Origin of the sequence: Streptomyces sp. NPDC059649, from assembly GCF_042734445.1 — a bacterium.
Taxonomy (GTDB): Bacteria; Actinomycetota; Actinomycetes; order Streptomycetales; family Streptomycetaceae; genus Streptomyces.
The window spans coordinates 145,321-164,437 of the sequence record NZ_JBHWDV010000008.1; the positions used below are offsets into that span (position 1 = coordinate 145,321).

Genomic DNA, 19,117 nt, shown 5'->3' on the forward strand with positions numbered 1-19,117 from the left:
GTCCAATGACCCGCGGGGCCGCGCCCGCCGGTTCATGCATCAGTCGACGGACTGCGGGCATTGCGGCGCCGCCAAGGGAACCGGCGAGTTGCTGCGCGACCTGGTGTTCGAGACGGCGTGAGGTCCCGCCGGTAGGCCGGACGGTGTCTCTGTCGTTGACGGTCGAAGGAGACCTGCTCGGGCTGGCACGGGCACGCAGTTGCTGTCGTGCTCATGACCGCACAGGGGGCCGGTGTGGCCGGAAGCCAGCCGTCGCGTGCTTGCTCGGCGCTTTCCCGCAACGCGGTGCTGGTGGAGCAACTCCCGGTCTCCTTCATGCGACTGCGCCCCCGGGCCGCGGGCCGCCTGAGCGCCGTCAGCGGCCGGGTCCCCCGCGGCCACCACCTTCTTTCCCATCAGGAAAGAAGGTGGTACTTTCTCCATGGGCAAGTACCACGGATGACCAGCATCACAAGGGGGACTCATGACCTCGTACGACGCGCGGACCGCGCTCGACGCCATACACCACCACCAGGAGCAGACCCGTGACGCGTATGTGCGCCACGGCTCCTCGCTTCCCTACCTGCTCGTCACCGCACTGGCCGTGTTCAGCTTCAGTGCGGCCGTCGATCTACCGAACCCCTGGCGCACCCTCACCCTCCTGGCAGCCGGCGGGCTGATGGCAGGCATGCTGTTCGTGCATCAGCGGCGGGCCCCGGTCCGCCGGAAGCCATCGGGCGCGGAGTGGGCGTTCTCCCTATGGCTGGGGGGCGTTGTCACCGTGATCCTCGTGGCGGCGGTGATCGGCGCCCGGCTGCTCAAGCTCCCGAACCCTGGCATGATCGCCGGGGCCGTCGCGGCCGTTGCGACCCTGGTGGCCGGGTATGCGACCCGCCCGATCATGAAGGCCATCACCCGCCGGAACAGCCACGTCTGATGGACCCGGACTTCGACGAGTTCCTGCACGTACCAGCCCGGCTCTCGGTTGTCGCGCTGCTGGCTCCGGCCGACTGGGTGGAGTTCGGCTTCGTACGGGACAAGGTGAGGACCAGCGACTCGGCCTTGTCCAAGCAGGTCGCCTCGCTGGCGGAGGCCGGGTACGTCGAGGTGCGCAAGACCCGGAACCGTACGGGCCGGCACACCCACGTCCGGCTCACCGCGCACGGCCGGTCGGCGTTCCAGCGGCACGCCGCGGCCCTGCAGAGGATCGTGGCAGCGGCGCACGAACCGCAGGAGTGAGGCGCCTGGGACGGATTGCCAAAGGGCCTCCTGTGCGGGGCAGTTGACGGGGATGTCTTCCCCGGGGTGATTCGGGTGCGGGTGGCCCCCGCCAGAGGAGGGACTGAAGCCTTCCGTCCCACGTTCGTCAGGTCGCCGGGGCTCGGTCGGCCGGGCTGCCAGGGTTCGGGAAGCGACGGTAGTCGGGCGCGAGGAGGTCGCGCACCCGCCCGGGCGAGCCGGCCGAGCACCACGGTCACTGCTGACGCCCAATGCGGGCCCGTCAGGGGGAACTCACCCGTGCGGCACACCACTTCGAGCTGGAGATTCCGGTGGCACGGCAATGGGTCGCTGCCCCGTACCACTGCGCCAACGCCCTGTGAGCCGCCCCACCCAGCGCCGTCCGCCCAGGCACACGAACTCCCTGGCCAGTACCCCTATCCCCGATCCGTCGGCCGCTCTTTGGCCGGATACGTCAGTAATCTGTCATTGCAGCCAGTGCGATGACCAATACAGACTGCGACTGTGTTGGAGCGACGTGTTGTAGTGGTGGTGTACGCGGGGGCGATGGCCCTGGACATCACCGGACCGATTGAAGTGTTCGATACCGCCAACCGGCTCCTCGACCCGTCGGGCGCCCGCTACCGCGTTGACTTCGTCTCCGCCGACGCACCACTGGTGCGCACGAGTTCAGGAGTGGTGGTGGAAGCCGCGCCCCTGGAGGCGGGGCGGGGACCGATCGACACTCTCCTCGTGCCGGGCGGCTGGAGTCTCCAGAACGCACTGCGGAACCGGGTGCTGGTCTCCTGGATCCGTGGGGCGGCAGGACGTTCGCGCAGGGTCGCCTCCGTATGCGGCGGATCCTTTCTGCTGGCGGAGGCGGGACTCCTCGACGGCAGGCGGGCCACCACCCACTGGGCGTACAGCGAAGCGATGGCGGGCCGCTATCCGGAGGTGACGGTGGACGCCGAGCCGATCTTCGTCTGGGACGGCCCCTTCGTGACCTCCGCGGGCGTGTCGACGGGCATCGACATGGCGCTGGCTCTGGTGGAGGCCGATCACGGGGCGGCCCTCGCCCTGGAGACGGCACGGTTTCTGGTGCTGTTCCTCAAGCGGCACGGAGGGCAGTCCCAGTACAGCGCCGTCCTCGATGCCCAGTTGGCCGATCACCCGCCGATCAGGGCAGCGCAGGAGTGGATTCTGGGCAACCTGCACAACCCGCTGCCCGTGGCCGAGATCGCCCGGCACGCCAACATGAGTGAGCGCAACTTCGCCCGTGTCTTCCGGCGCGAGGTGGGCACGACACCCGGTCACTACGTCGAGCGGACCCGCATCGCCCGGGCGCGCGAGCTACTGGAGACCACCGAGCTGACGATCAGTCAGGTAGCCGGCCGCTGTGGATTTGCCGCCCCCGAGACCTTCTTCCGCTCCTTCGCACGAACCCTGGGGCTCACCCCCAAGGAATACCGACACCGCTTTCAGGTCATCTCGCCGGCCGGCCTCGTCGACCGGCACCACGAGAGGGACAGGAACCCCTTATGACCGGCACGACCTCCCACCTGCGCGACGCGGAAACGGCACGCCTGGTCGACCATCTGGTCGCGGAACTCGCCGGGGCCGGCGTCTCCCACGTCTTCGGCGTCGGCGGCGCGAACATCGAGGACCTGTACGACGCCGTGCACCGCAGCGGTGCCGTCCGCGGCATCGTCGCCAAGCACGAGTTCTCCGCCGTCACCATGGCCGACGGGTACGCACGCACCACCGGGCGCCTCGGCGTCGTCGCCGCCACCTCGGGCGGTGGGGCGATGAATCTCGTACCGGGCCTGGCGGAGGCCCATGCCTCGCGGGTGCCGGTGCTGGCCCTGGTGGGTCAGCCGCCGACCGGCCAGGAAGGCCACGGGGCGTTCCAGGACTCCAGCGGCAAGGCGGGCTCCTTCGACGCCCGGGAGGTTTTCGCCCCCATCTCCCGGTTCTGCGCCCGGGTGGATGACGCGGACTCGCTCATGGAGTTGCTGCCCCAGGCAGTGGCGGCGGCTCGGGCGAACCCACGCGGGCCGGCCGTACTTTTGCTGCCCAAGGACGTGCAGCAGGCACGGATCCGGGTGCCCGGCCGCGGCGCGGCCCCGACCCCGCGCGTGCCTGCGCCGACGGCATCGGCGGCGCGGCTCGACGAAGCCACCCTCACCACCGTGTCGGAGACCCTTCGTGCGGCCGGCCGCGTCCTCGTCATCGCCGGTGAGGACGTCGCCGCCGCCGACGCGCGTACCGAGCTGGCCGAACTGGCAGGTCGCCTCGGGGCCTGGGTGGCGGTCACCCCGGACGCCAAGGACGTCTTCGACAACCGCGATCCCCGCTTCGCAGGCGTGGCCGGGGTGATGGGCCACGACAACGTCGAAGACTGTCTGCGACGGGCCGACGTGTGCCTGCTGGTCGGTACCCGGCTGCCGCTGCTGGCACGCGGCGGCCTCGACCGGGCCCTGGCCGCGACCGATGTCCTCTGCGTCGGTCCGGAACCGCCCTTCGTGGCAGGCACCGCGCTGGGCGGGGACCTGCGGGAGGCGCTGCTCGCGGTGACCGCCCGCCTGCCGGCCCTCCCCCGTCCCTGTCCCCGGCACGCCGGCCCTCGTCCCACCCTCGCGCCGAGCCCGCCTCCCCATGCCCTTGGGCGGACCCTCCCCCACCTTCAGGCGGTGGCCGCGGTGGAGGCGGCTCTCCCCCAGGACGCACACGTCTTCGTGGACGCCGGCAACGCGGGGGCCAGCGCCGTCCACCTGCTGCCGGCACCGCGCCGCGGCCGCTTCGTGGTGGCCGTCGGCATGGGCGGCATGGGCTACACCTTCGGTGCCGGCATCGGTGCCGCGCTCGCCACCGGCCGACGCACCTACGTCCTCGCCGGGGACGGGGCCTTCTTCATGCACGGTATGGAAGTGCACACCGCCGTGGAGTACGCGGCACCCGTGACCTTCGTGATCTTCAACAACAACGCCCACGCCATGTGCGCGCTGCGCGAGGAGTTCTTCCAGGGCGGTGTCCGCACCGACGACTCGTTCGCCCGGACCGACCTCGCCGCCGGAGTGGCCGCCGCCTTCCCCTCCCTCGACGCCACGGGGGCCGACGACGTGGCGCAGCTGCGCGCGGCACTGCTGCGCGGCAATGCGGGCAGCGGCCCCGCGTTCGTCGCGGTGGACTGCGACCCACGGGAGGTCCCGCCGTTCCTCCCCTTCCGGGCCCGTACCGACAGGGCCGGCGTCACCACGCACCCCAACGACACGACGAAAAAGGAGAGTTCGGATGAACGAGGAGTCGTCCAGGTTGGCTGACATCCCCGGCCTGCTCCGGATCGAGAACGCCGGCAAGGAGGAACTGACCGCCCACTGCATGGAGCTCACCCACGCCGTCTACCCCCACCATCAGGTCTACGGGCAGTACTGCACCCTCCACGAGTACGTCGACTGCCCCCCGGAGGCGGCCTACGACTACCTGCGCCAGGGGCACCACCTGGAGGAATGGACCTGTAGCCTGCGGGACTTCGCGCCCTCCGGCACACCGGGGCTGTGGGTCGGCCACGACCGGCTGGAGGACGACACCAGGATCTACTGCGAGGTGGTCGCCCACCCCGACGCCATGACCGTGGACTACCACTGCTCCTGGGACCAGGGCGAGAAGCTGTGGATGATCTACCTGATGCGCGTCGTCCCGGCGCAGCTGGTGCTGGACAAGCCGGGTTCGGTGATCACATGGACCAATTGCCGGCACCCCTACTACGACGCCAACCCCCATCCCGAGAGGGCGCCCCGCCCGGACCGGCCCTGGGTGGGCGACTACTGGGACCTCTTCTACGCGGGGCACACCGTGGAGATGCACAACCTCAAGGCGATCCTGGAACACCGCCACCGCAACGGCCTGCCGGTCAGCGCGGCGCCGTCGAGGGCGGTGGCGCGGTGACGACGGTCAGCCTCACCGACGTCGCGAGCTACCTCCCCGGCGAGCCGGTTCCCGCGGAGTTCTACACCGAGCATCCCGGGGCCGAGGACAAGCTGCGCGACCACCCGATGTTCAGGGTCCCGCCATTACGGCACCACGTGGCTGCCGACGAGACGAACGCGGACATGGTCGAACGCGCCGTACAGCCTCTGATCGAACGACACGGCAGGGACGAGATCCGAGGCGTCGACGTGCTGTTGGTGCACAGCCAGTTGCCGGACCTGCCGTTCGTGGGCGCAGGCACCGAAGTGGCGCGCCGACTGGGCCTGAACCCGGAGTGGCTCGTCGACGTGGCCAACGCGGGCTGCGCCTCCTTCGTGTACATGCTGAAACTGGCCCGGCACATCCTCGCCACCACCGACGCGAGGAGCGCCCTGATCTGCAATGCCCAAAGTGCCGCGGGTCAGTGGTTCACCCAGTCCCAGGTGCGCCGGCTCGCCCAGGCCGCGATCCCGGGCGACGGCTGCGGTGTGGGGTACGTGACGACGTCGTCCGACGCGCCGGTCCTCGACGTGGCGACCCGGCACATCGCCGAGTACGCCGGGGACATGACCGTAGCCCTCGACGACGGCCGCAAGTACTGGGAACCGGGAGAGTCCCAGCCGCGGATCGGGTTCACCGACGCCGGCGTCGCCAAGGTCCTGGCGCGCGGGAACCGCCTCGTCCCCGAGGTGGTCGAGGACCTGTGCCGGCGGCTCGGCGTGGCGACCACCGACATCGACGCCCTCATCACCAACCAGCCCAACCGCACCTTTCTACGGAACTGGCGGGAAGCGCTGCGACTGCCGGCCGAACGCCACCTGCACACCTTCGACGAGTACGGAAACCTCTTCGGCGCGGCGATCCCGATCACCCTGGACCGCGCGATCAGCTTCCGACAGGTCGAGGACGGCGACCTGGTGGTGCTCGGAGGATTCGCCCACGCGGGCGACTTCGCCGGTGCCGTCGCCGTCCGCTGGCACAGTGGACGGACCTGAGCCGTGAACATCGCCGTACTGCACCGACTTGCCCTTGTCGAGAGCCGGTCCCCTACTGCCCTCGGCACGCCGCGATGCGACGGGCCATCGACAGCCCCCACGGCTACCCGCAGCGCCCTGCCGACGACCCCACCGAGGTTCTCGCTGGCGCCGGACAGCAACACTTGGCGCCGGTGAAGCAGTGATCGCCGAGAAGCTCCGGAGGAGGAATGGTCAAGATCTGTGGATCGGCGAAGTCATCGTCTGATGCTCCGGTGCCATCGGATCTCGCCGTCGTGCCATTCGTCGGTGGGGGTGAGCCCGGCGGCGGTGGCGACGGCGGCGGATGCCCGATGTTCTGGGTGGATGTGGGCGATGACGATGTGCACCGGCTGCCGGCTGAGCCAGCCGACGAGTCCTCGGGCTGCTTCGGTGGCGATGCCTCTTCCCTGCCACGGAGTCCCCACCACCCAGGCGATCTCGGCGATGGGGCCGTGGCCGGAGGGGCTGACCGTCGCCTGGACGGTGCCCGTCAGGCAGGACTCGTCACGCAGCCGGATCACCCAGTTCAGCCAGCGGACGGCCGGATCGGGAGAGCCTGCGGTCATGCGCTGGTAGCGCGAGCGCAGGGCTTGTGGGGTGTCCGGGGCGCCGCCGGTGAAAGCGTGCAGGGCTGGGTCGGACAGCACTGCGGCCATCTCCTCGGCGTGCTCGACGTGCAGTGGCAGCAGGTCCAGCCGCCTGGTGCTGATGGCCTTGGCCGCGAGGGTGCTCACGCCGCGACCGCCTCGGGGCGGTCGACGAGCTGGCCGCGTTCGAAGCGGGCTCCGGCGCGGACCAGAGCGACGAGGTGGGGCGCGTTCACGGCCCGCCACCGCTGTTGGGCGGACTCGACGAGTGTGAAGACCATGGCCAGGGCGGCGGTGCGGGAGCCGGCGCCGCGGGTGACCTTGGTCCGTAGCCGGACGGTGGAGACGGTCGACTCGATGGGATTCGTGGTGCGCAGGTCGATCCAGTGCTCGGCCGGGAAGTGGTAGAACGCCGACAGCTGGTCCTGGTCGTCGGTGATTTTCTTGACGGCCTTGGGGAACTTCGCACCGTAGAGCTGGGCGAACGTCTTGATCGCCTGGACCGCGTGGGTGCGGTCCTCGGCGTGGTAGATGTCCTGGAGGGCCTTCTTCGCGCCGGGCTGCGCGGACTTCGGCCTGGCGTCCGGGACATCGGCCGTTTTGTGGACCCAGCACCTTTGCTCGCGGGTTTCGGGGAACACCTCGGACAGCGCCCTCCAGAAGCCCAGGGCACCGTCGCCGACCGCGAGCACCGGGGCGCGCATGCCCCGGCGGGCACAGTCACGCATCAGGTCGGCCCACGACTCGCCGGAGCCCGTCACGCGTCATCCTCGTCCTCCTCCAAGGCATCGCGGATGTCGTTCGCATCAGGGGCGTTGGCGGGCCAGGTAGCCACCAGGCGTTCGAGAAGGGGGCGATGCGTGTCGAGATGGGCGGTGAGGACAAGGGCGCCGGCCAGCTGGAGCTCAAGTTCCGCGAGGTCGGTCAGCCGTACCGCGAGTTCGGCGGCCTGGTCAGACTCCGCCGAGGCCAGCGCCCTTGCGCACGCCGCACGTACTCGCAGAGGGCGGTCCTCGTCCAGGGCCATCACGCCGAGCTGGGCCACAAGTTCGGGGTCCTCAGGGACATCGGAGGCGTAGAGGCACTGCCCGGCAGCAGACACGGCGCCATCGTCGACAACGTCGCCGTCCACGGCGCGCAGCGCGGCGGTGATCAGTGGGGCGTCCGCAGCCTCGGCGTGGTTCTGGATCGCCCACAGCGCGCTGGCCCGGTCCTGCCCTCGTGCTTCCGGCAGCGGCGTCCCGCGCAGCACCCACCGGGCGCGCTCCAGCGCCTCCGCGGCGTACTCGTCCAGTGGGTTGCCGAAGCCCCACCGGGCTTGCCGGTCCTGGTAGTGGAAGTACTCCAGCGCCGTGCACACCGCGTCCCGCCGCCCGGAGCGCAGCAGCCTGAGGAAGGCGGCGTACGGGTCCGGGTCCTGGTCAGCCGACTTCAGCAGTTCGTCCCGGTCGGCCGCCACCGCCGGGTCATCGAAGCGGTGCCGTTCCCAGTACGCGAGCGTCATGGCGGGAGCCTACTCATGACGTCTGAGGTCATTCCGTCAGGGGTTCTAAGCCCGTGTCCTACATGGTCTAAGAACTCCAAAAAAGGTCCTGGATTTGACCTGGTCAGAGGTCGGTGTCGCGCACAGGCCGCCGGGTATCGGGACGCAGTCAGCCGCGTAATCGCACGCGACAAACCTGGCGACATCGGCGATCCTCCCCGGGATACTGGTCGCCCATGGATGAGGTCACAGTCGTTGTCGCCCATTCCGAGCGCGCGACCCTGCGCGTCGGCGACGTGTTCCTGAAGGTGGACGCCGATCAGGCGCGCCTCGACGTCGAGGTCGAGGCAATGTCCCTCGCGCCGGTCCCGACCCCGAAGGTCCTGTGGCGCAAGCCGCCCGTGCTCGCGATCGCCGCACTCCCGGGGACGACGCTTGGGCGCCTCGGCGGGCCCTCGACCGGGTCGTCGGCGGCGTGGGCCGCGGCGGGCGCCGCCATCCGGAAGCTGCACGACGCGCCGCTGCCGCCCTGGCCCGGCCGGGCCGGCCGGAGCATCGGTGCGCTGGCGGCGGAACTCGACGACGAGTGCGAGTTGCTCGTGACGAACGGCCTCCTGCCCGCTGACCTGGTCACCCACAACCGCCAAGTCGCCGAGGCCGCACTCCGGCCGTGGACTCCGGCGTTCACGCACGGCGACCTGCAGATCGCGCACGTCTTCGTCGACGGCGACGAGGTCACGGGCGTCATCGACTGGTCCGAGGCGGGCCAGGGTGATGCCCTGTACGACCTCGCCACCTTCACGCTCGGACACGAGGAGCACCTCGACGACGTCCTCGCCGGCTATGGCACCGACATCGACCTCGACGTGATCCACGCGTGGTGGTCGTTACGAAGCCTGCTGGCAGTTCGCTGGCTGATCGAGCACGGCTTCGACCCGTTCGCGCCGGGCTGTGAGGTCGACGTGCTGAGATCCCGGATGTGAGGCTGCGCGGGCCCGAATGCTACGGATGCGCTCTGGATCATCGAGCAGACCATCCCCTGGGCTGATTCGCCCGCCCTTACTCTCGACAAGGTACGGTGCGCAGTCGTCGCCAGCAGATGACAGCGCAGCCGAGGGTGACGAACGGCGTGGTGGATGTCGTCGCGGATCTCCCAGCGGGTACGCAGGCGGCCGAACCAGTGCAGCAGCGCGATCGCTCCTTCCACGACCCAGCGGTACACACCCGGACCGGAGCCGTGCCCGTGCCGCTCCGGGCGATGTGCGGGGTGAGCTGGAACCGGCGGACCTGGTCCCGGTAGACCTCGTGGTCATGGCCGCGGTCGGCGTACAAGTGCTGGGGGCGGTGCAGTGGCTGGCCGCGCTTGCCGCGGATCGGCGGGACGGCCACGGTCTGGCAGCGGTCTTCCTCATCTCGAATAGCTCCCACCGCCTTCGGCCAGCATCAACGAGAACTGACACGTCGCCACTCGTCATTGCGGAGGTCCAGAAACCTCCTTTTGGTAGGAGTCGTAAAGACCCCCTCAACAAGCAGCGCCCCCGAGCGATTCGCTTTCCTGGAGGATTCGGTCCGGTCGGCGCACGGGTGCCCCCGGGGCGCAGGTAGCCCAGCGCGGCCCACAGCTCCTCGCGCTCCGCGTTCTTGCTGGACTTCTTGTCGGCGAAGCTCCGCGCACATCCGGCAGCCTCCAAGGCAGCGATCTGCCGGTCGAGCAGCTGGCCCTTGGTGGATACCCGGGCGTATCCGACCCGGGCGCCGGCTGCGGACGCGGGGAGTGCCGCCAGGGGCGGCGAAAAACTTGGTACGCGGGGCCGACGGAACCAGGTAATGTCTTTGTCATGTTCTTCCAGACACCGATTCACGAGTGAGAGCGTGACGGGCGCCTGCGGACGTCCTTCGACGTCGCCGCGCCCGTCCCCCACCGATGAATCCGTAGATCACTTCACATCATTCCGGGAGAACCCGTGAGCAAGAACATCAACAACCCCGTGGGCATGGGCGGCGGCCAGCGCAAGAAGCTGTCCCGCGCCGAACGGCAGAACAACGGTCCGCACCGCAACCTCGACCGCCAGAGTGCCGCCGACCAGAGGGCGGAGCTGGTGCGCAAGATGCGCGAGAAGACAGGCGCAGCTGAGGGCACCGGGCAGACGGGCGACGACACTGCACAGAGCTGACGTACCGCCGCCGCAGGGCGGCACTACACGGGGCAGGGCCCGGGCCGCGACGCGCTGTCCGGGCCCTGCTGCCGTATCGGGGCTCTGTTGCCGTACCGGGGCCCTGCTGCCGTACCGGGCGCGGCCGGTCCCGCTCAGCTCTCGGCCGACCACCCGGGGCAGCCGCAGATTCAGCAGTCCCGTCACCGCCACCACCCCGAGCTGCACCGGCAGCGTCACCACCAGCGCGTTCCCCGTGCCCAGCCCTGGCGACACCGGCAGGAAGAGCGTGCCGAGCCTTGCCACCCCCACGGCCAGCGAGGGGCTGCGCGGTCACCATCCCCCCGCTGCCCACCCCCGCCCGGTCCGCCGGAGCCACGATCCGCCGCAGCACCGGGAGCTGGAAGCCCTGGCCCAGTCCACCCAGCAGCAGACTGGGGAGCCGGTCCACGAACCCCAGGGTTGATGATGCTTTGACCGCTTCCGGTCGCCGGACTGCGCGGTAGGCGGATGCACTCGCCCGGGAGATCCGCGAGGTCGATGTCCGTATCCAGCGTACGAATGGGGAGATCGATCTGCTGGACCGAGCAGTCCAGCCGACTGGGACGATGTGGAGCAGGTGGCAGCTTCGGGGGCGTGCACCCACCGAGGGCTGGCTGCTTGCCAGCTCACTCCTGGCGCGGGATGAGCAACGCGGGGTTCGACTTCCCATCAACAGTCCAGCAGCTCAACACCCGCGTACAGGTAAAGGTGCACATTGCACAGCACATCACCACGTGCAGATCCGAGGTGGCGAGGGCGAGTTCGGGGCTTTTTCACCTCGCAGCACCATGGAGAACGGCGATCTCCGGCGGAACCGTTGGCGATTTTGGCGGCGCTCCAGTCTTCCATCGCGAACGAGACTTCCGCGAAAGCCAGCTCGTTGGAGAACGCTGGCCACAGTCAGAACGCTGGCCACAGTCAGTCCCCAACGCCCTGGCAACCGCGCTGGTCAGCAACCCGCCACACGCCAGACGCAGTTGCACAGGACGGCAGGTCGCACCTGTACCTCGTGTGCGTGGAAACGCTGGCGACTGGAAGGCCACCGCCGCGCCGGGAACAACCGGGCCGGTCGGCACGGTTGCATCGACCGAGGGACCGGCGCCGCACGGGCGGGGAGCACGGAGACCAGGAGGTCGTCCGCCCCACCAGGATCCTGGCCCCAGGATTGCGGTACGCCCGCCGCGCGCTCGGACCAAGACGTATTTCTGCTGGAGGAATGTTCCATGACTGACCGCCCCTTGACGCTCATGGCAGTACACGCCCACCCCGACGACGAGGCCACCGGAACCGGAGGGGTTCTCGCGCGGTACGCGGCGGAGGGCATCCGCACGGTTCTCGTGACGTGTACCGACGGCGGTTGCGGTGATGGACCGGGGGGTGTCAAGCCGGGCGATCCCGGGCACGATCCGGCGGCCGTCGCCTTGATGCGCCGTCAAGAACTCAAGGCGGCCTGTGACGTCCTGAAAGTCAGCGATCTGGAGATGCTGGACTATGCCGACTCCGGGATGATCGGCTGGCCGAGCAACGACGCCCCCGGATCCTTCTGGCAGACCCCCGTGGAGGAAGGCGCTGCCCGACTTGCCGAACTCATGCGGCACTACCGACCCGATGTGGTCGTCACCTACGACGAGAACGGCTTCTACGGCCACCCCGACCACATCCAGGCCCACCGCATCACGATGGCGGCGCTGGAGATGACCGCGCTGACACCGAAGGTGTACTGGACGACGATGCCCCGCTCGATGATGCAGCGGTTCGGGGAGACCATGCGCGAGTTCCATGAGGACATGCCGGAGCCGGATCCTGCCGAGGCCGCCGCGATAGCCGAGATCGGCCTCCCCGACGATGAGATCACCACGTGGGTGGACACCACCGCATTCAGCGGTCAGAAGTTCGATGCCCTGGCCGCGCACGCCAGTCAGGGCGAGAACATCTTCTTTCTCAAGATGGGCAAGGAGAGGTTCGGCGAGTTGATGAGCATGGAGACCTTCGTACGTGTCAAGGACGCCACCGGCGCGGCCGTGCCCGAGAACGATCTGTTCGCCGGACTGCGCTGATGGCGCGATCGAGCGGGTCACACATCCGGAGGCGCGTCCACGCGAGTTCCGCTCCGCCAGCGCCGTCTTCCCGTGCACGGTTGTCGCCACGGTACTCGGGGTCTTGCTCGGGGTCTTGCTCGGCGTCCTCACCTGCCGCACCGAGTGGGCGGGAAACCTCGCGATAACCCTGACCGCGAGCATCCTCACCGTCCTCTCCCTGGCTCTCCTCGGCCTGCTCGTCCCGGTCGTCGGCCTCGGCGTCGCGCCGGCCGTCATCGCGCTGCCGCTGTACGGACTGCTGCCAGTGGTCCGTAACGCGGCCGTCGGTTTGCGCGGAGTCGACCCGGCCCTCGTCGAGGCCGCCAAGGGCAATGGGACGGGCTGATCCGCATCGCGGGCAGCCTCTGAGCGAACGAGCAGTGCCGCGGCGGCCATCACCGACAGTCACAGGGGCCGTTCAGCATGTGCCCCGCGGCAATGCATCGAGAGACGATGCCCCTTAACTGGCTGGCAGGGTCGGGCCGTTGTTGCCCGCTTGGGATGGTGGTGCTGGATCTGACGGGGGATCCGGTGTGGGATCGTCGTCCGGAACGGGGCGCAGGCGTGCCAGGTCGATGAGGGCGAACAGGGCCGCGGCTGCTGTGATCAGCAGGAGGTCTTGTCTGGCCGGCAGCATCATGACGTGGAGGAGTGTGTCGAATGCGCCGAGGAACAGGGCACCCACCGCGACGTCGATGACATTGGCCTCGCCGGTGCTCAAGCTGCAGCCGCCGGCGGTCAGGACGAGCAGACAAGCGGCCATCTCGGCGCTCATCCCTCCAGGATCAACCGCTTGTATGTTGGCCGTGTCCAGCAGTCCGGCGAGTACGGACAGCAGGAACGCGGGAACGAAGACCAGAAGAGCAGGCCGCACCCAACCGGAAGCGTTCCCTTCGCGTAGTCGGACCTCCTGAACCGGTCGGACGACTCCCACCAGAACGAACACGGCTGCAGCAACCCAGGCCGTCGTCGGCAGCCAGAGTTCTCTCCCGCTCATGGCCCGGATGAGCGGTGCGGAGACACCTGTGAACTCATCAACCCCAATCAGTGGAGCGAGCTTGTCCGCACCGAGGAGAACGGCTACCGCGGAGACCACCGTGTATCCCCGCCCCGCAGTCAGTGTCAGGTAGCTGCTGAGCAGGGCGAAGGGGACGGCCACGACGAGCGCGAGAAGTACCCCGAGCAACAGGCGCCCGTTGCCTTCATCGCCGTTCATGCCGATCAAGGCCACGCTGAGCGCGGCCACCCCGATCATCGCCGGATCAAGGTGCCCCCTGCGCAGAAGCAAGGACTGGGCCAGGGCCAGGACGCCAGGAGTCGTAGATATCCAGACGATGCCCGGCAGCAGCTCAGCGACGCCTATTCTCCCCTGGCTCTGCGCCGCAGATGTGAGGGCGAGAGCGACCGACGCGCTTCCCACCAGAGTCAGCCACAGACCTTGACCTCGTCGCGTGCGCTGCGTCAATCCCGCCATTCAGATCCCCCGATCACCTTGAGTGCAGAAGCACATTCTGCCCCCCGCTCGTCGGCCATGGGCAGATCACGCATGGCCCGGCAACGCGGGCCGGCTCCGGGGTGATCGTGACTCGCACACGACGGCGGCCGACCCGGCACCACCTTTCGTGGAGGGACCCATGAGCTACGAGGAACGCACGTGCCACGGCATCTGGAAGAACGGCTCTGGGGGACAGGCGCCGGACCGGCGGTGCGCTGGCGGCCGATGCCGGAAAACCGCCACCGCTCCCCGCCCTCCCGAGCGCCCGTAACGCCGCCGGCGGAGATGCCTCGTGCTGCGGCCTGGATCCCGCACGGCTACCACGTCCGCCTGCTCGACATCCCTGTCGACCCGTCCGACGAACTCGCCGCGTACCCCGGCGTGTTCGAAGTGACCCGCTGCTGCGGGAGGCACTCCTGGCGCTGACCGACCGACCGCAGTTCCGCCCCGGGGCCGACCCGCGGCTGCTCACGGTGGCGGTCGACGAGCTAGCCGAGGCACTGTGGGCCGGGCGGGGCAGGGCGTACGGGCACGGCGGGTGGCGTCGTGGCGGCCGCGCGCAGCATCTGGCCGGCGGCCAGGCGGCGGTAGACGGGACTGGTGGTGAGGAGTTCCTCATGGTGGCCGGAGGCGACGGTACGGCCGTCGTCGAGCACGACGATGCGGTCGGCGTGCTGGACCGTGGAGAGCCGGTGCGCGATCACCAGCACCGCGCACTCCTGGGCGACGTCCTTCATCACCCGGGTCAGAGCGGCCTCGTTGAGGGCGTCCAGATGCGCGGTCGGCTCGTCGAGCAGGAGCAGGGAAGGCCGGGCGAGCAGGGCACGCGCCAGAGCGACCCGTTGCCGTTCGCCGCCCGACAGCGTGTTGCCGCGTTCGCCGAGTGCGCCGGACAGTCCTCCGGGCAGTCGTGCCACCACCTCTTCCAGCTGGGTGAGTTCGATGACGCGCCGGACCTCGTGCTCGTCGGCACCGGGGTCGGCGTAGGTGAGGTTGTCCCGCAGACTGCCGTGCACGACGTGCGTGTTCTGGTCGACGACGGCGATGCGGGACCGGCACTGCGCGCGGCCGAGTTCGGTGGCCGGCCGTCCGCCGAACAGCAGGGTTCCGGCGTCCGGTTCGTAGAATCTGGCCACCAGCGCGAAGAGGGTGCTCTTGCCCGCCCCGGACCGGCCGACCAGGGCCACCTGCCGGCGGTGGGGGACGTCGAAGGAGACGCCGCGCAGCACCGGGCGTTGCGGGTCGTAGCCGAAGTGGACCTCACGCAGGGCGAGTGCCGGTACCCCGCCCCTCCCCCAGTGCTCGTTCCTGCCGGGTTCCTCCGCCCGTCGAGGTGGACGCCCCAAAACGGTCGTCGCCTCCCGCATCGTGGGCCTCGCGGACTTTGCTGGCTCGGCGGATTCGGCGGATTCGACGGATTCCCCGTACTCCCCGGGCTCTTTGGGCTCCGTGGGCTCCATGGGCAGGGCCAGCACCTGCCCGATCCGCTGGTACGCGCCCATGCCACGTTGGATCAGGCCCACCGCCCGGAACGCCGAGGACAGCGGCAGGACCAGATAGGACGCGTACAGCAGAAAGGCGACCAGGTCGCCGAGCGAGTTGGCCCGGCCGTTCACCCGCAGGCCGCCGATGACCAGGACGAGCAGGAACGAACCCTGGACGGCGAGCTCGACCGCCGGGCTCATCATCGACGCCAGTTTCGCGGTCCGCACGCCGGCGCTGTACGCCGATTCGACCCGCTCCCCGATGCGCCGCGCCTCGCGGTCCTCGGCACGGTGCACCCGGACCATCGGCAGGGCGCCGAGGGCACGCTCCAGGTCGGCGCAGATCGCGCCGACGGAGTTCTGCATGCGTTCCGAGGCCGCCCGGATGCCCTTCAACAGCGAGGCCACTACCCCCGCCGCGGCGGCGATGGTCAGTGCGATCAGAAGCAGCAGCAGCGGGTCGAGCCACACCATGAGCACCAGCGCGCCCGCCCCGACGAGCGCCCCGGACACCAGGTCCGACAGCGCCTGGGCCACCACTTCCCGCAGCAGGGTGGTGTCGGCGGTGACCCGGGAGATCAGATCACCGCTGCGGTGCCGGTCGTACTCCCTCATCTCCAGACGCAGCAGCCGCGCCACCAGGCCGTGGCGCAGCGCGCGCACCACGCCCTCCCCGGTCCGTTCCAGCAGGAAGCGTCCCACCGCGCCGGTCGCGGCCTCGGCCCCGAAGAGCACGGTGAGCAGCAGCAACAGCGGCCATGCGAGCGGGCCTTGGCCGCTTTTGTCCACGATGTGCTTGGCGACGAGCGGCTGGGCGAGGCCGAGGCCGGAGCCGACCATGGTGAGCGCGGTCGCGACGGCGATCGAGGACCGGTGGCCTGCGGTGAGCCGGAACAGGGTGACCACCGCGGCCCGCGTGGACCGGTCGCCGCCGGGCGAGGACCGCGCCTCGCCCGGCGAGGTCGGCACCTCCCCGCTGGTTCCGGTCACGGGTCCGTCCGGCTCACCGGGGCGACGACCATCAGGCGGGTGAAGTAGCCGTCCGGTAGCCCTTCGGCGACCGGGCGGCCCTCCGCCTCGATCCAGGCGTGCGCGGTGAACGGGGGCACCACCCGCACCCCGGTGCACCACGTGGGCCAGGTGCCGCGGAGCCGGCAGAGCAGGGCGGCGCCCAGCGAGCGCGGCAGACAGCCGCGGGGGCCGGCGCAGCGCAGGCTCGCCGCGCACATCGCGTCACGTGCCGCCGCGGCCTGTGCGGTGGAGGCGGGTGTGGCGCCGCGGCGGGCGAGGGAGAGGACCGCGCGAAGCCGGCGCGGCGGCAGGAGGGACAGGGCGAGGGCGGGGAGCAGGACACTGCGGGCGGCGAGCCGTCGGGTGAACGGGACGCCGGCCGGCCGGTCCAGTGCGCTCGGGGTCGTCATGCGGCCAGTCCGGATGCCCGCAGTTCCCGCACCAGGGCCGCGACGTCCTCAGTCGCCTGTGCCCGGTCGATGTCGAACCGCGCGACCAGCGCGTCGACGGCGTCCCTTTCCTCGCCGCCGCCCAGCAGGGTCTTGACCACCAGCGTGCCGGTGGGATTGAGCTCCCAGTAGTCTCCGCTGCGCTCATCGAGAAGTACTGTGCCGTAGTCGGTCTCCGCCGTGGAGACATCGGCGCCGAACCGCAGTGCCATGGTGAGAGCCTTTCTGCCGAAGTCCGGTGTGGGCGTGTATCAAGAGGCCGGGGAGGCCGCGTTGTGGGGGGTGCGGGGCGCGGTGGTGCGGGCGAGGCTGCGCAGCCACACTTCGCAGGCGATGGTCGAGTACAGGATCGCGTCGCGCAGTCCGGGCGCGGAGGGGCGCCTGGCCAGCCGGCGCAGGGTGTCACCGTCCACCAGGCCGAGTCGTTCCAGCCGGGAGTCCTCCCAGAGCGCCATCAGGTCGCCGCGGTGCTCGCGTAGCCCGTTCGAGGCGTCCATCGAGGCCTCGGCCTTGTTGCCGCGCCGCAGGCACACCTCGGGAACGACGCCCTGCATGGCGGCGGCCAGCAGGGGTTTGTAGCGCCAGGGCGTAACGCGCTCACCGGGGCGGACCGCGAGACAGGCTTCGATCACCCGGTCGTCGAAGAAGGGCGAGGCCATGGGAACCCCGGCCCGGGCAGCCATCCGGTCCCACTGCCGGATGATGCGGGTGCAGGAACGGATCTGTTCCAGGTCGGTGTGCAGCCCGCGGTCCCGGTGCAGGGGCGTGGCCTGCCCGGCCGCCGCGCTCAGCGCCTCCCCGGCCATCCGTTCCGCTTCCGGGCTCACCCAGTCGAACAGCCGTGGGGCCGTGCCCCAGCCGAGACTGCTGGCGACGGACGGCGGTGGGGCGCCGCGCAGCTGGCGGCCGGCGTCGGCCAGCCACTTCCCGTACGGCCGGGAATCGGCCAGCGCTCGCACGGTGCCGCCGAGCGGCCACTCCCACAGGGCCCGGAACCCGCGCAGCTGGCGCAGGGCGAAGAGCGGACGCGTCCGCAGCAACCGGTGGTAGTAGGCCTCGGAACACCACGCCACGTGGTCGCCGCCGATACCGGTCAGATGCAGCCGGCTGCCCCGTTCCGCCAGCCCCGGCAGATGATGCAGCACCCGGGCGCGGTCCATCACGCCGATGGTCGGTTCGTCCAGCAGATCGTCGATGTCGAGCAGATCGGTGTAGACCAGCGGCGAGTCATCGGCGTCCCAGATGACGTGGTCGAGGTCCGGGAGGAAGCGGGCGGCCTGCTGCGCCCAGTGCAGGTCGGTGTCGGCGGGATCGCGTCCGGGCCAGGTACTGGCCACCACCCGGGCCGACGACCGCGCCGCCAGGAAACAGATCGAGGTGGAGTCCAGCCCGCCGGAAAGGTCACAACTGACCACACCGCCCTGCCTGGTGCGGGCATCGACGGCGGCGGCCAGTGCCTCGCGTACGACGGGTGCGCCGTCGGCGAGCGCTCGTGTGGGTTCGGGCGGTGTCCACCAGCGGGACCGCCGCACGGTCCGCCCGTCCGCCGCGATGATCAGCGCCTCCTCCGGGGCTACGGCCGTGACTCCCGGAAACATCGGGGCCTCGAACAACGGATGGGGAACCGGCCACAGCAGCCGAACGGCCAGCTGCGCCACGTCCGGACCGGTGCCGAGCGCGTCCGCGAGGACGTCGGCGCTGGTGGCGGCGGTCTGGACACCATCGACGGCGGCATGGAACACCAGCCGGAGACCCGAGGCGGTGCCCTGTACCCTGAGCTGCCCGTCGAGCGTGGCGACGAGGTGGAAGCTGCCGGGCAGGGTGCGCGCCAACGCGTCGAGCCCGGCCAGATCGCTCAACTTGGCGGCGTGGCGCTGTAGTTCGGAGGCGTCGACCGGGCAGCAGCCGACGACGGCGAGCGCCGCCCGGCCGGCGCGTGCGGTGACGATCTCGTCGTCACTCCAGTGCCCGACCAGCCAGGGCCGGCCCGAGGTGTGCGTGAGGGTGCGTGTTCCTGGGCGTGAGAAGGAGCAGGAGCGGGCCACGGCGGCCGCATCCGCACGGTCGGGGAAGACCGCGAAATGCGCGTCGCCGGGGCCCGGTCCCTTGCTCTGATGCGAATCAGCCATCGTGCTGGGCAGCGATCCGTCAGCCGT

The 19,117-nt window shown here is 70.2% G+C and carries 19 protein-coding genes and 2 pseudogenes; 12 read left to right on the plus strand and 9 right to left on the minus strand.

The features are described 5' to 3' along the window. The first annotated feature begins 463 nt into the window (after nucleotides 1–463). The 6 genes from ACFV1J_RS13175 to ACFV1J_RS13200 all read left to right on the plus strand — a co-directional run bounded on the left by ACFV1J_RS13175 (nucleotide 464) and on the right by ACFV1J_RS13200 (nucleotide 6,158). Nucleotides 464–916, plus strand: coding sequence for a hypothetical protein (locus ACFV1J_RS13175; RefSeq protein ID WP_385857406.1), 453 nt, complete (start codon nucleotides 464–466; stop codon nucleotides 914–916). Next, complete coding sequence (locus ACFV1J_RS13180) at nucleotides 916–1,218, plus strand: transcriptional regulator (RefSeq protein ID WP_385857407.1); 303 nt, start codon at nucleotides 916–918, stop codon at nucleotides 1,216–1,218. Before ACFV1J_RS13175 ends, ACFV1J_RS13180 begins: the two co-directional genes overlap by 1 nt. 525 nt (nucleotides 1,219–1,743) lie before the next feature. After that, on the plus strand, nucleotides 1,744–2,739 hold the full coding sequence (locus tag ACFV1J_RS13185; RefSeq protein ID WP_385857451.1) for a GlxA family transcriptional regulator: 996 nt from the start codon (nucleotides 1,744–1,746) through the stop codon (nucleotides 2,737–2,739). Further along, complete coding sequence (locus ACFV1J_RS13190; RefSeq protein WP_385857408.1) at nucleotides 2,736–4,517, plus strand: thiamine pyrophosphate-binding protein; 1,782 nt, start codon at nucleotides 2,736–2,738, stop codon at nucleotides 4,515–4,517. The genes ACFV1J_RS13185 and ACFV1J_RS13190 overlap by 4 nt, the downstream gene beginning before the upstream one ends. Continuing rightward, on the plus strand, nucleotides 4,489–5,142 hold the full coding sequence (locus ACFV1J_RS13195; RefSeq protein ID WP_385857409.1) for an SRPBCC family protein: 654 nt from the start codon (nucleotides 4,489–4,491) through the stop codon (nucleotides 5,140–5,142). Before ACFV1J_RS13190 ends, ACFV1J_RS13195 begins: the two co-directional genes overlap by 29 nt. Beyond that, complete coding sequence (locus tag ACFV1J_RS13200; RefSeq protein ID WP_385857410.1) at nucleotides 5,139–6,158, plus strand: 3-oxoacyl-ACP synthase III family protein; 1,020 nt, start codon at nucleotides 5,139–5,141, stop codon at nucleotides 6,156–6,158. The genes ACFV1J_RS13195 and ACFV1J_RS13200 overlap by 4 nt, the downstream gene beginning before the upstream one ends. A 236-nt stretch (nucleotides 6,159–6,394) precedes the next feature. On the opposite strand, the gene ACFV1J_RS13205 is transcribed toward ACFV1J_RS13200, so the two are convergent. The 3 genes and pseudogenes from ACFV1J_RS13205 to ACFV1J_RS13215 all read right to left on the minus strand — a co-directional run bounded on the left by ACFV1J_RS13205 (nucleotide 6,395) and on the right by ACFV1J_RS13215 (nucleotide 8,270). Beyond that, nucleotides 6,395–6,913, minus strand: a complete 519-nt coding sequence (locus ACFV1J_RS13205) for a GNAT family N-acetyltransferase (protein ID WP_385857411.1) — start codon at nucleotides 6,911–6,913, stop codon at nucleotides 6,395–6,397. After that, nucleotides 6,910–7,518: pseudogene (locus tag ACFV1J_RS13210) on the minus strand (transposase); the annotation flags it as partial. The pseudogene ACFV1J_RS13210 and the gene ACFV1J_RS13205, both read right to left, overlap by 4 nt. A 5-nt stretch (nucleotides 7,519–7,523) precedes the next feature. Then, the gene (locus tag ACFV1J_RS13215; protein WP_385857412.1) at nucleotides 7,524–8,270 is read right to left on the minus strand and encodes a hypothetical protein; all 747 of its coding nucleotides are present in this window, start codon (nucleotides 8,268–8,270) and stop codon (nucleotides 7,524–7,526) included. 215 nt (nucleotides 8,271–8,485) lie between these two features. On the opposite strand from ACFV1J_RS13215, the gene ACFV1J_RS13220 reads away from it, so the two are divergent. Beyond that, on the plus strand, nucleotides 8,486–9,232 hold the full coding sequence (locus tag ACFV1J_RS13220) for a phosphotransferase family protein (protein ID WP_385857413.1): 747 nt from the start codon (nucleotides 8,486–8,488) through the stop codon (nucleotides 9,230–9,232). Here ACFV1J_RS13220 and ACFV1J_RS13225 read toward each other — a convergent pair. Further along, nucleotides 9,137–10,171, minus strand: coding sequence for a recombinase family protein (locus ACFV1J_RS13225; protein ID WP_385857414.1), 1,035 nt, complete (start codon nucleotides 10,169–10,171; stop codon nucleotides 9,137–9,139). The genes ACFV1J_RS13220 and ACFV1J_RS13225 overlap by 96 nt on opposite strands. A gap of 42 nt (nucleotides 10,172–10,213) precedes the next feature. On the opposite strand from ACFV1J_RS13225, the gene ACFV1J_RS13230 reads away from it, so the two are divergent. From ACFV1J_RS13230 to ACFV1J_RS13245, 4 genes and pseudogenes are all read left to right on the plus strand, one after another. Then, nucleotides 10,214–10,423 (plus strand): DUF6243 family protein, encoded by a 210-nt coding sequence (locus tag ACFV1J_RS13230; RefSeq protein ID WP_385857416.1) that lies wholly within the window; start codon nucleotides 10,214–10,216, stop codon nucleotides 10,421–10,423. A gap of 268 nt (nucleotides 10,424–10,691) precedes the next feature. Beyond that, a complete protein-coding gene (locus ACFV1J_RS13235) occupies nucleotides 10,692–10,868 on the plus strand; it encodes a hypothetical protein (protein ID WP_385857417.1) in 177 nt (58 codons plus the stop codon). Between the two features lie 799 nt (nucleotides 10,869–11,667). Then, a complete protein-coding gene (locus tag ACFV1J_RS13240) occupies nucleotides 11,668–12,501 on the plus strand; it encodes a PIG-L family deacetylase (protein WP_385857418.1) in 834 nt (277 codons plus the stop codon). Nucleotides 12,502–12,508: 7 nt separating this feature from the next. Then, nucleotides 12,509–12,859 (plus strand): annotated as a pseudogene (locus ACFV1J_RS13245) (ABC transporter permease); the annotation flags it as partial. A gap of 123 nt (nucleotides 12,860–12,982) precedes the next feature. Here ACFV1J_RS13245 and ACFV1J_RS13250 read toward each other — a convergent pair. Beyond that, complete coding sequence (locus tag ACFV1J_RS13250) at nucleotides 12,983–13,987, minus strand: hypothetical protein (protein WP_385857419.1); 1,005 nt, start codon at nucleotides 13,985–13,987, stop codon at nucleotides 12,983–12,985. A 315-nt stretch (nucleotides 13,988–14,302) separates the two neighbouring features. On the opposite strand from ACFV1J_RS13250, the gene ACFV1J_RS13255 reads away from it, so the two are divergent. Beyond that, a complete protein-coding gene (locus tag ACFV1J_RS13255; RefSeq protein WP_385857420.1) occupies nucleotides 14,303–14,443 on the plus strand; it encodes a hypothetical protein in 141 nt (46 codons plus the stop codon). A gap of 62 nt (nucleotides 14,444–14,505) precedes the next feature. Here the strand turns inward: ACFV1J_RS13255 and ACFV1J_RS13260 are convergent, their stop codons facing one another. From ACFV1J_RS13260 to ACFV1J_RS13275, 4 genes are read right to left on the minus strand one after another with little or no spacing between them, the layout of a single operon-like run. Next, nucleotides 14,506–16,491 carry an ABC transporter ATP-binding protein gene (locus tag ACFV1J_RS13260; RefSeq protein ID WP_385857421.1) on the minus strand — a complete coding sequence of 662 codons (1,986 nt, stop codon included), beginning with the start codon at nucleotides 16,489–16,491 and terminating at the stop codon, nucleotides 14,506–14,508. Further along, nucleotides 16,488–16,922: a lasso peptide biosynthesis B2 protein gene (locus tag ACFV1J_RS13265; RefSeq protein ID WP_385857422.1), complete on the minus strand. Its 435-nt coding sequence runs from the start codon at nucleotides 16,920–16,922 to the stop codon at nucleotides 16,488–16,490. Before ACFV1J_RS13265 ends, ACFV1J_RS13260 begins: the two co-directional genes overlap by 4 nt. After that, nucleotides 16,919–17,173 carry a lasso peptide biosynthesis PqqD family chaperone gene (locus ACFV1J_RS13270; protein ID WP_385857423.1) on the minus strand — a complete coding sequence of 85 codons (255 nt, stop codon included), beginning with the start codon at nucleotides 17,171–17,173 and terminating at the stop codon, nucleotides 16,919–16,921. The genes ACFV1J_RS13265 and ACFV1J_RS13270 overlap by 4 nt, the downstream gene beginning before the upstream one ends. A gap of 39 nt (nucleotides 17,174–17,212) precedes the next feature. Next, nucleotides 17,213–19,090 carry a lasso peptide isopeptide bond-forming cyclase gene (locus tag ACFV1J_RS13275; protein WP_385857424.1) on the minus strand — a complete coding sequence of 626 codons (1,878 nt, stop codon included), beginning with the start codon at nucleotides 19,088–19,090 and terminating at the stop codon, nucleotides 17,213–17,215. Between the last annotated feature and the right edge of the window lie 27 nt (nucleotides 19,091–19,117).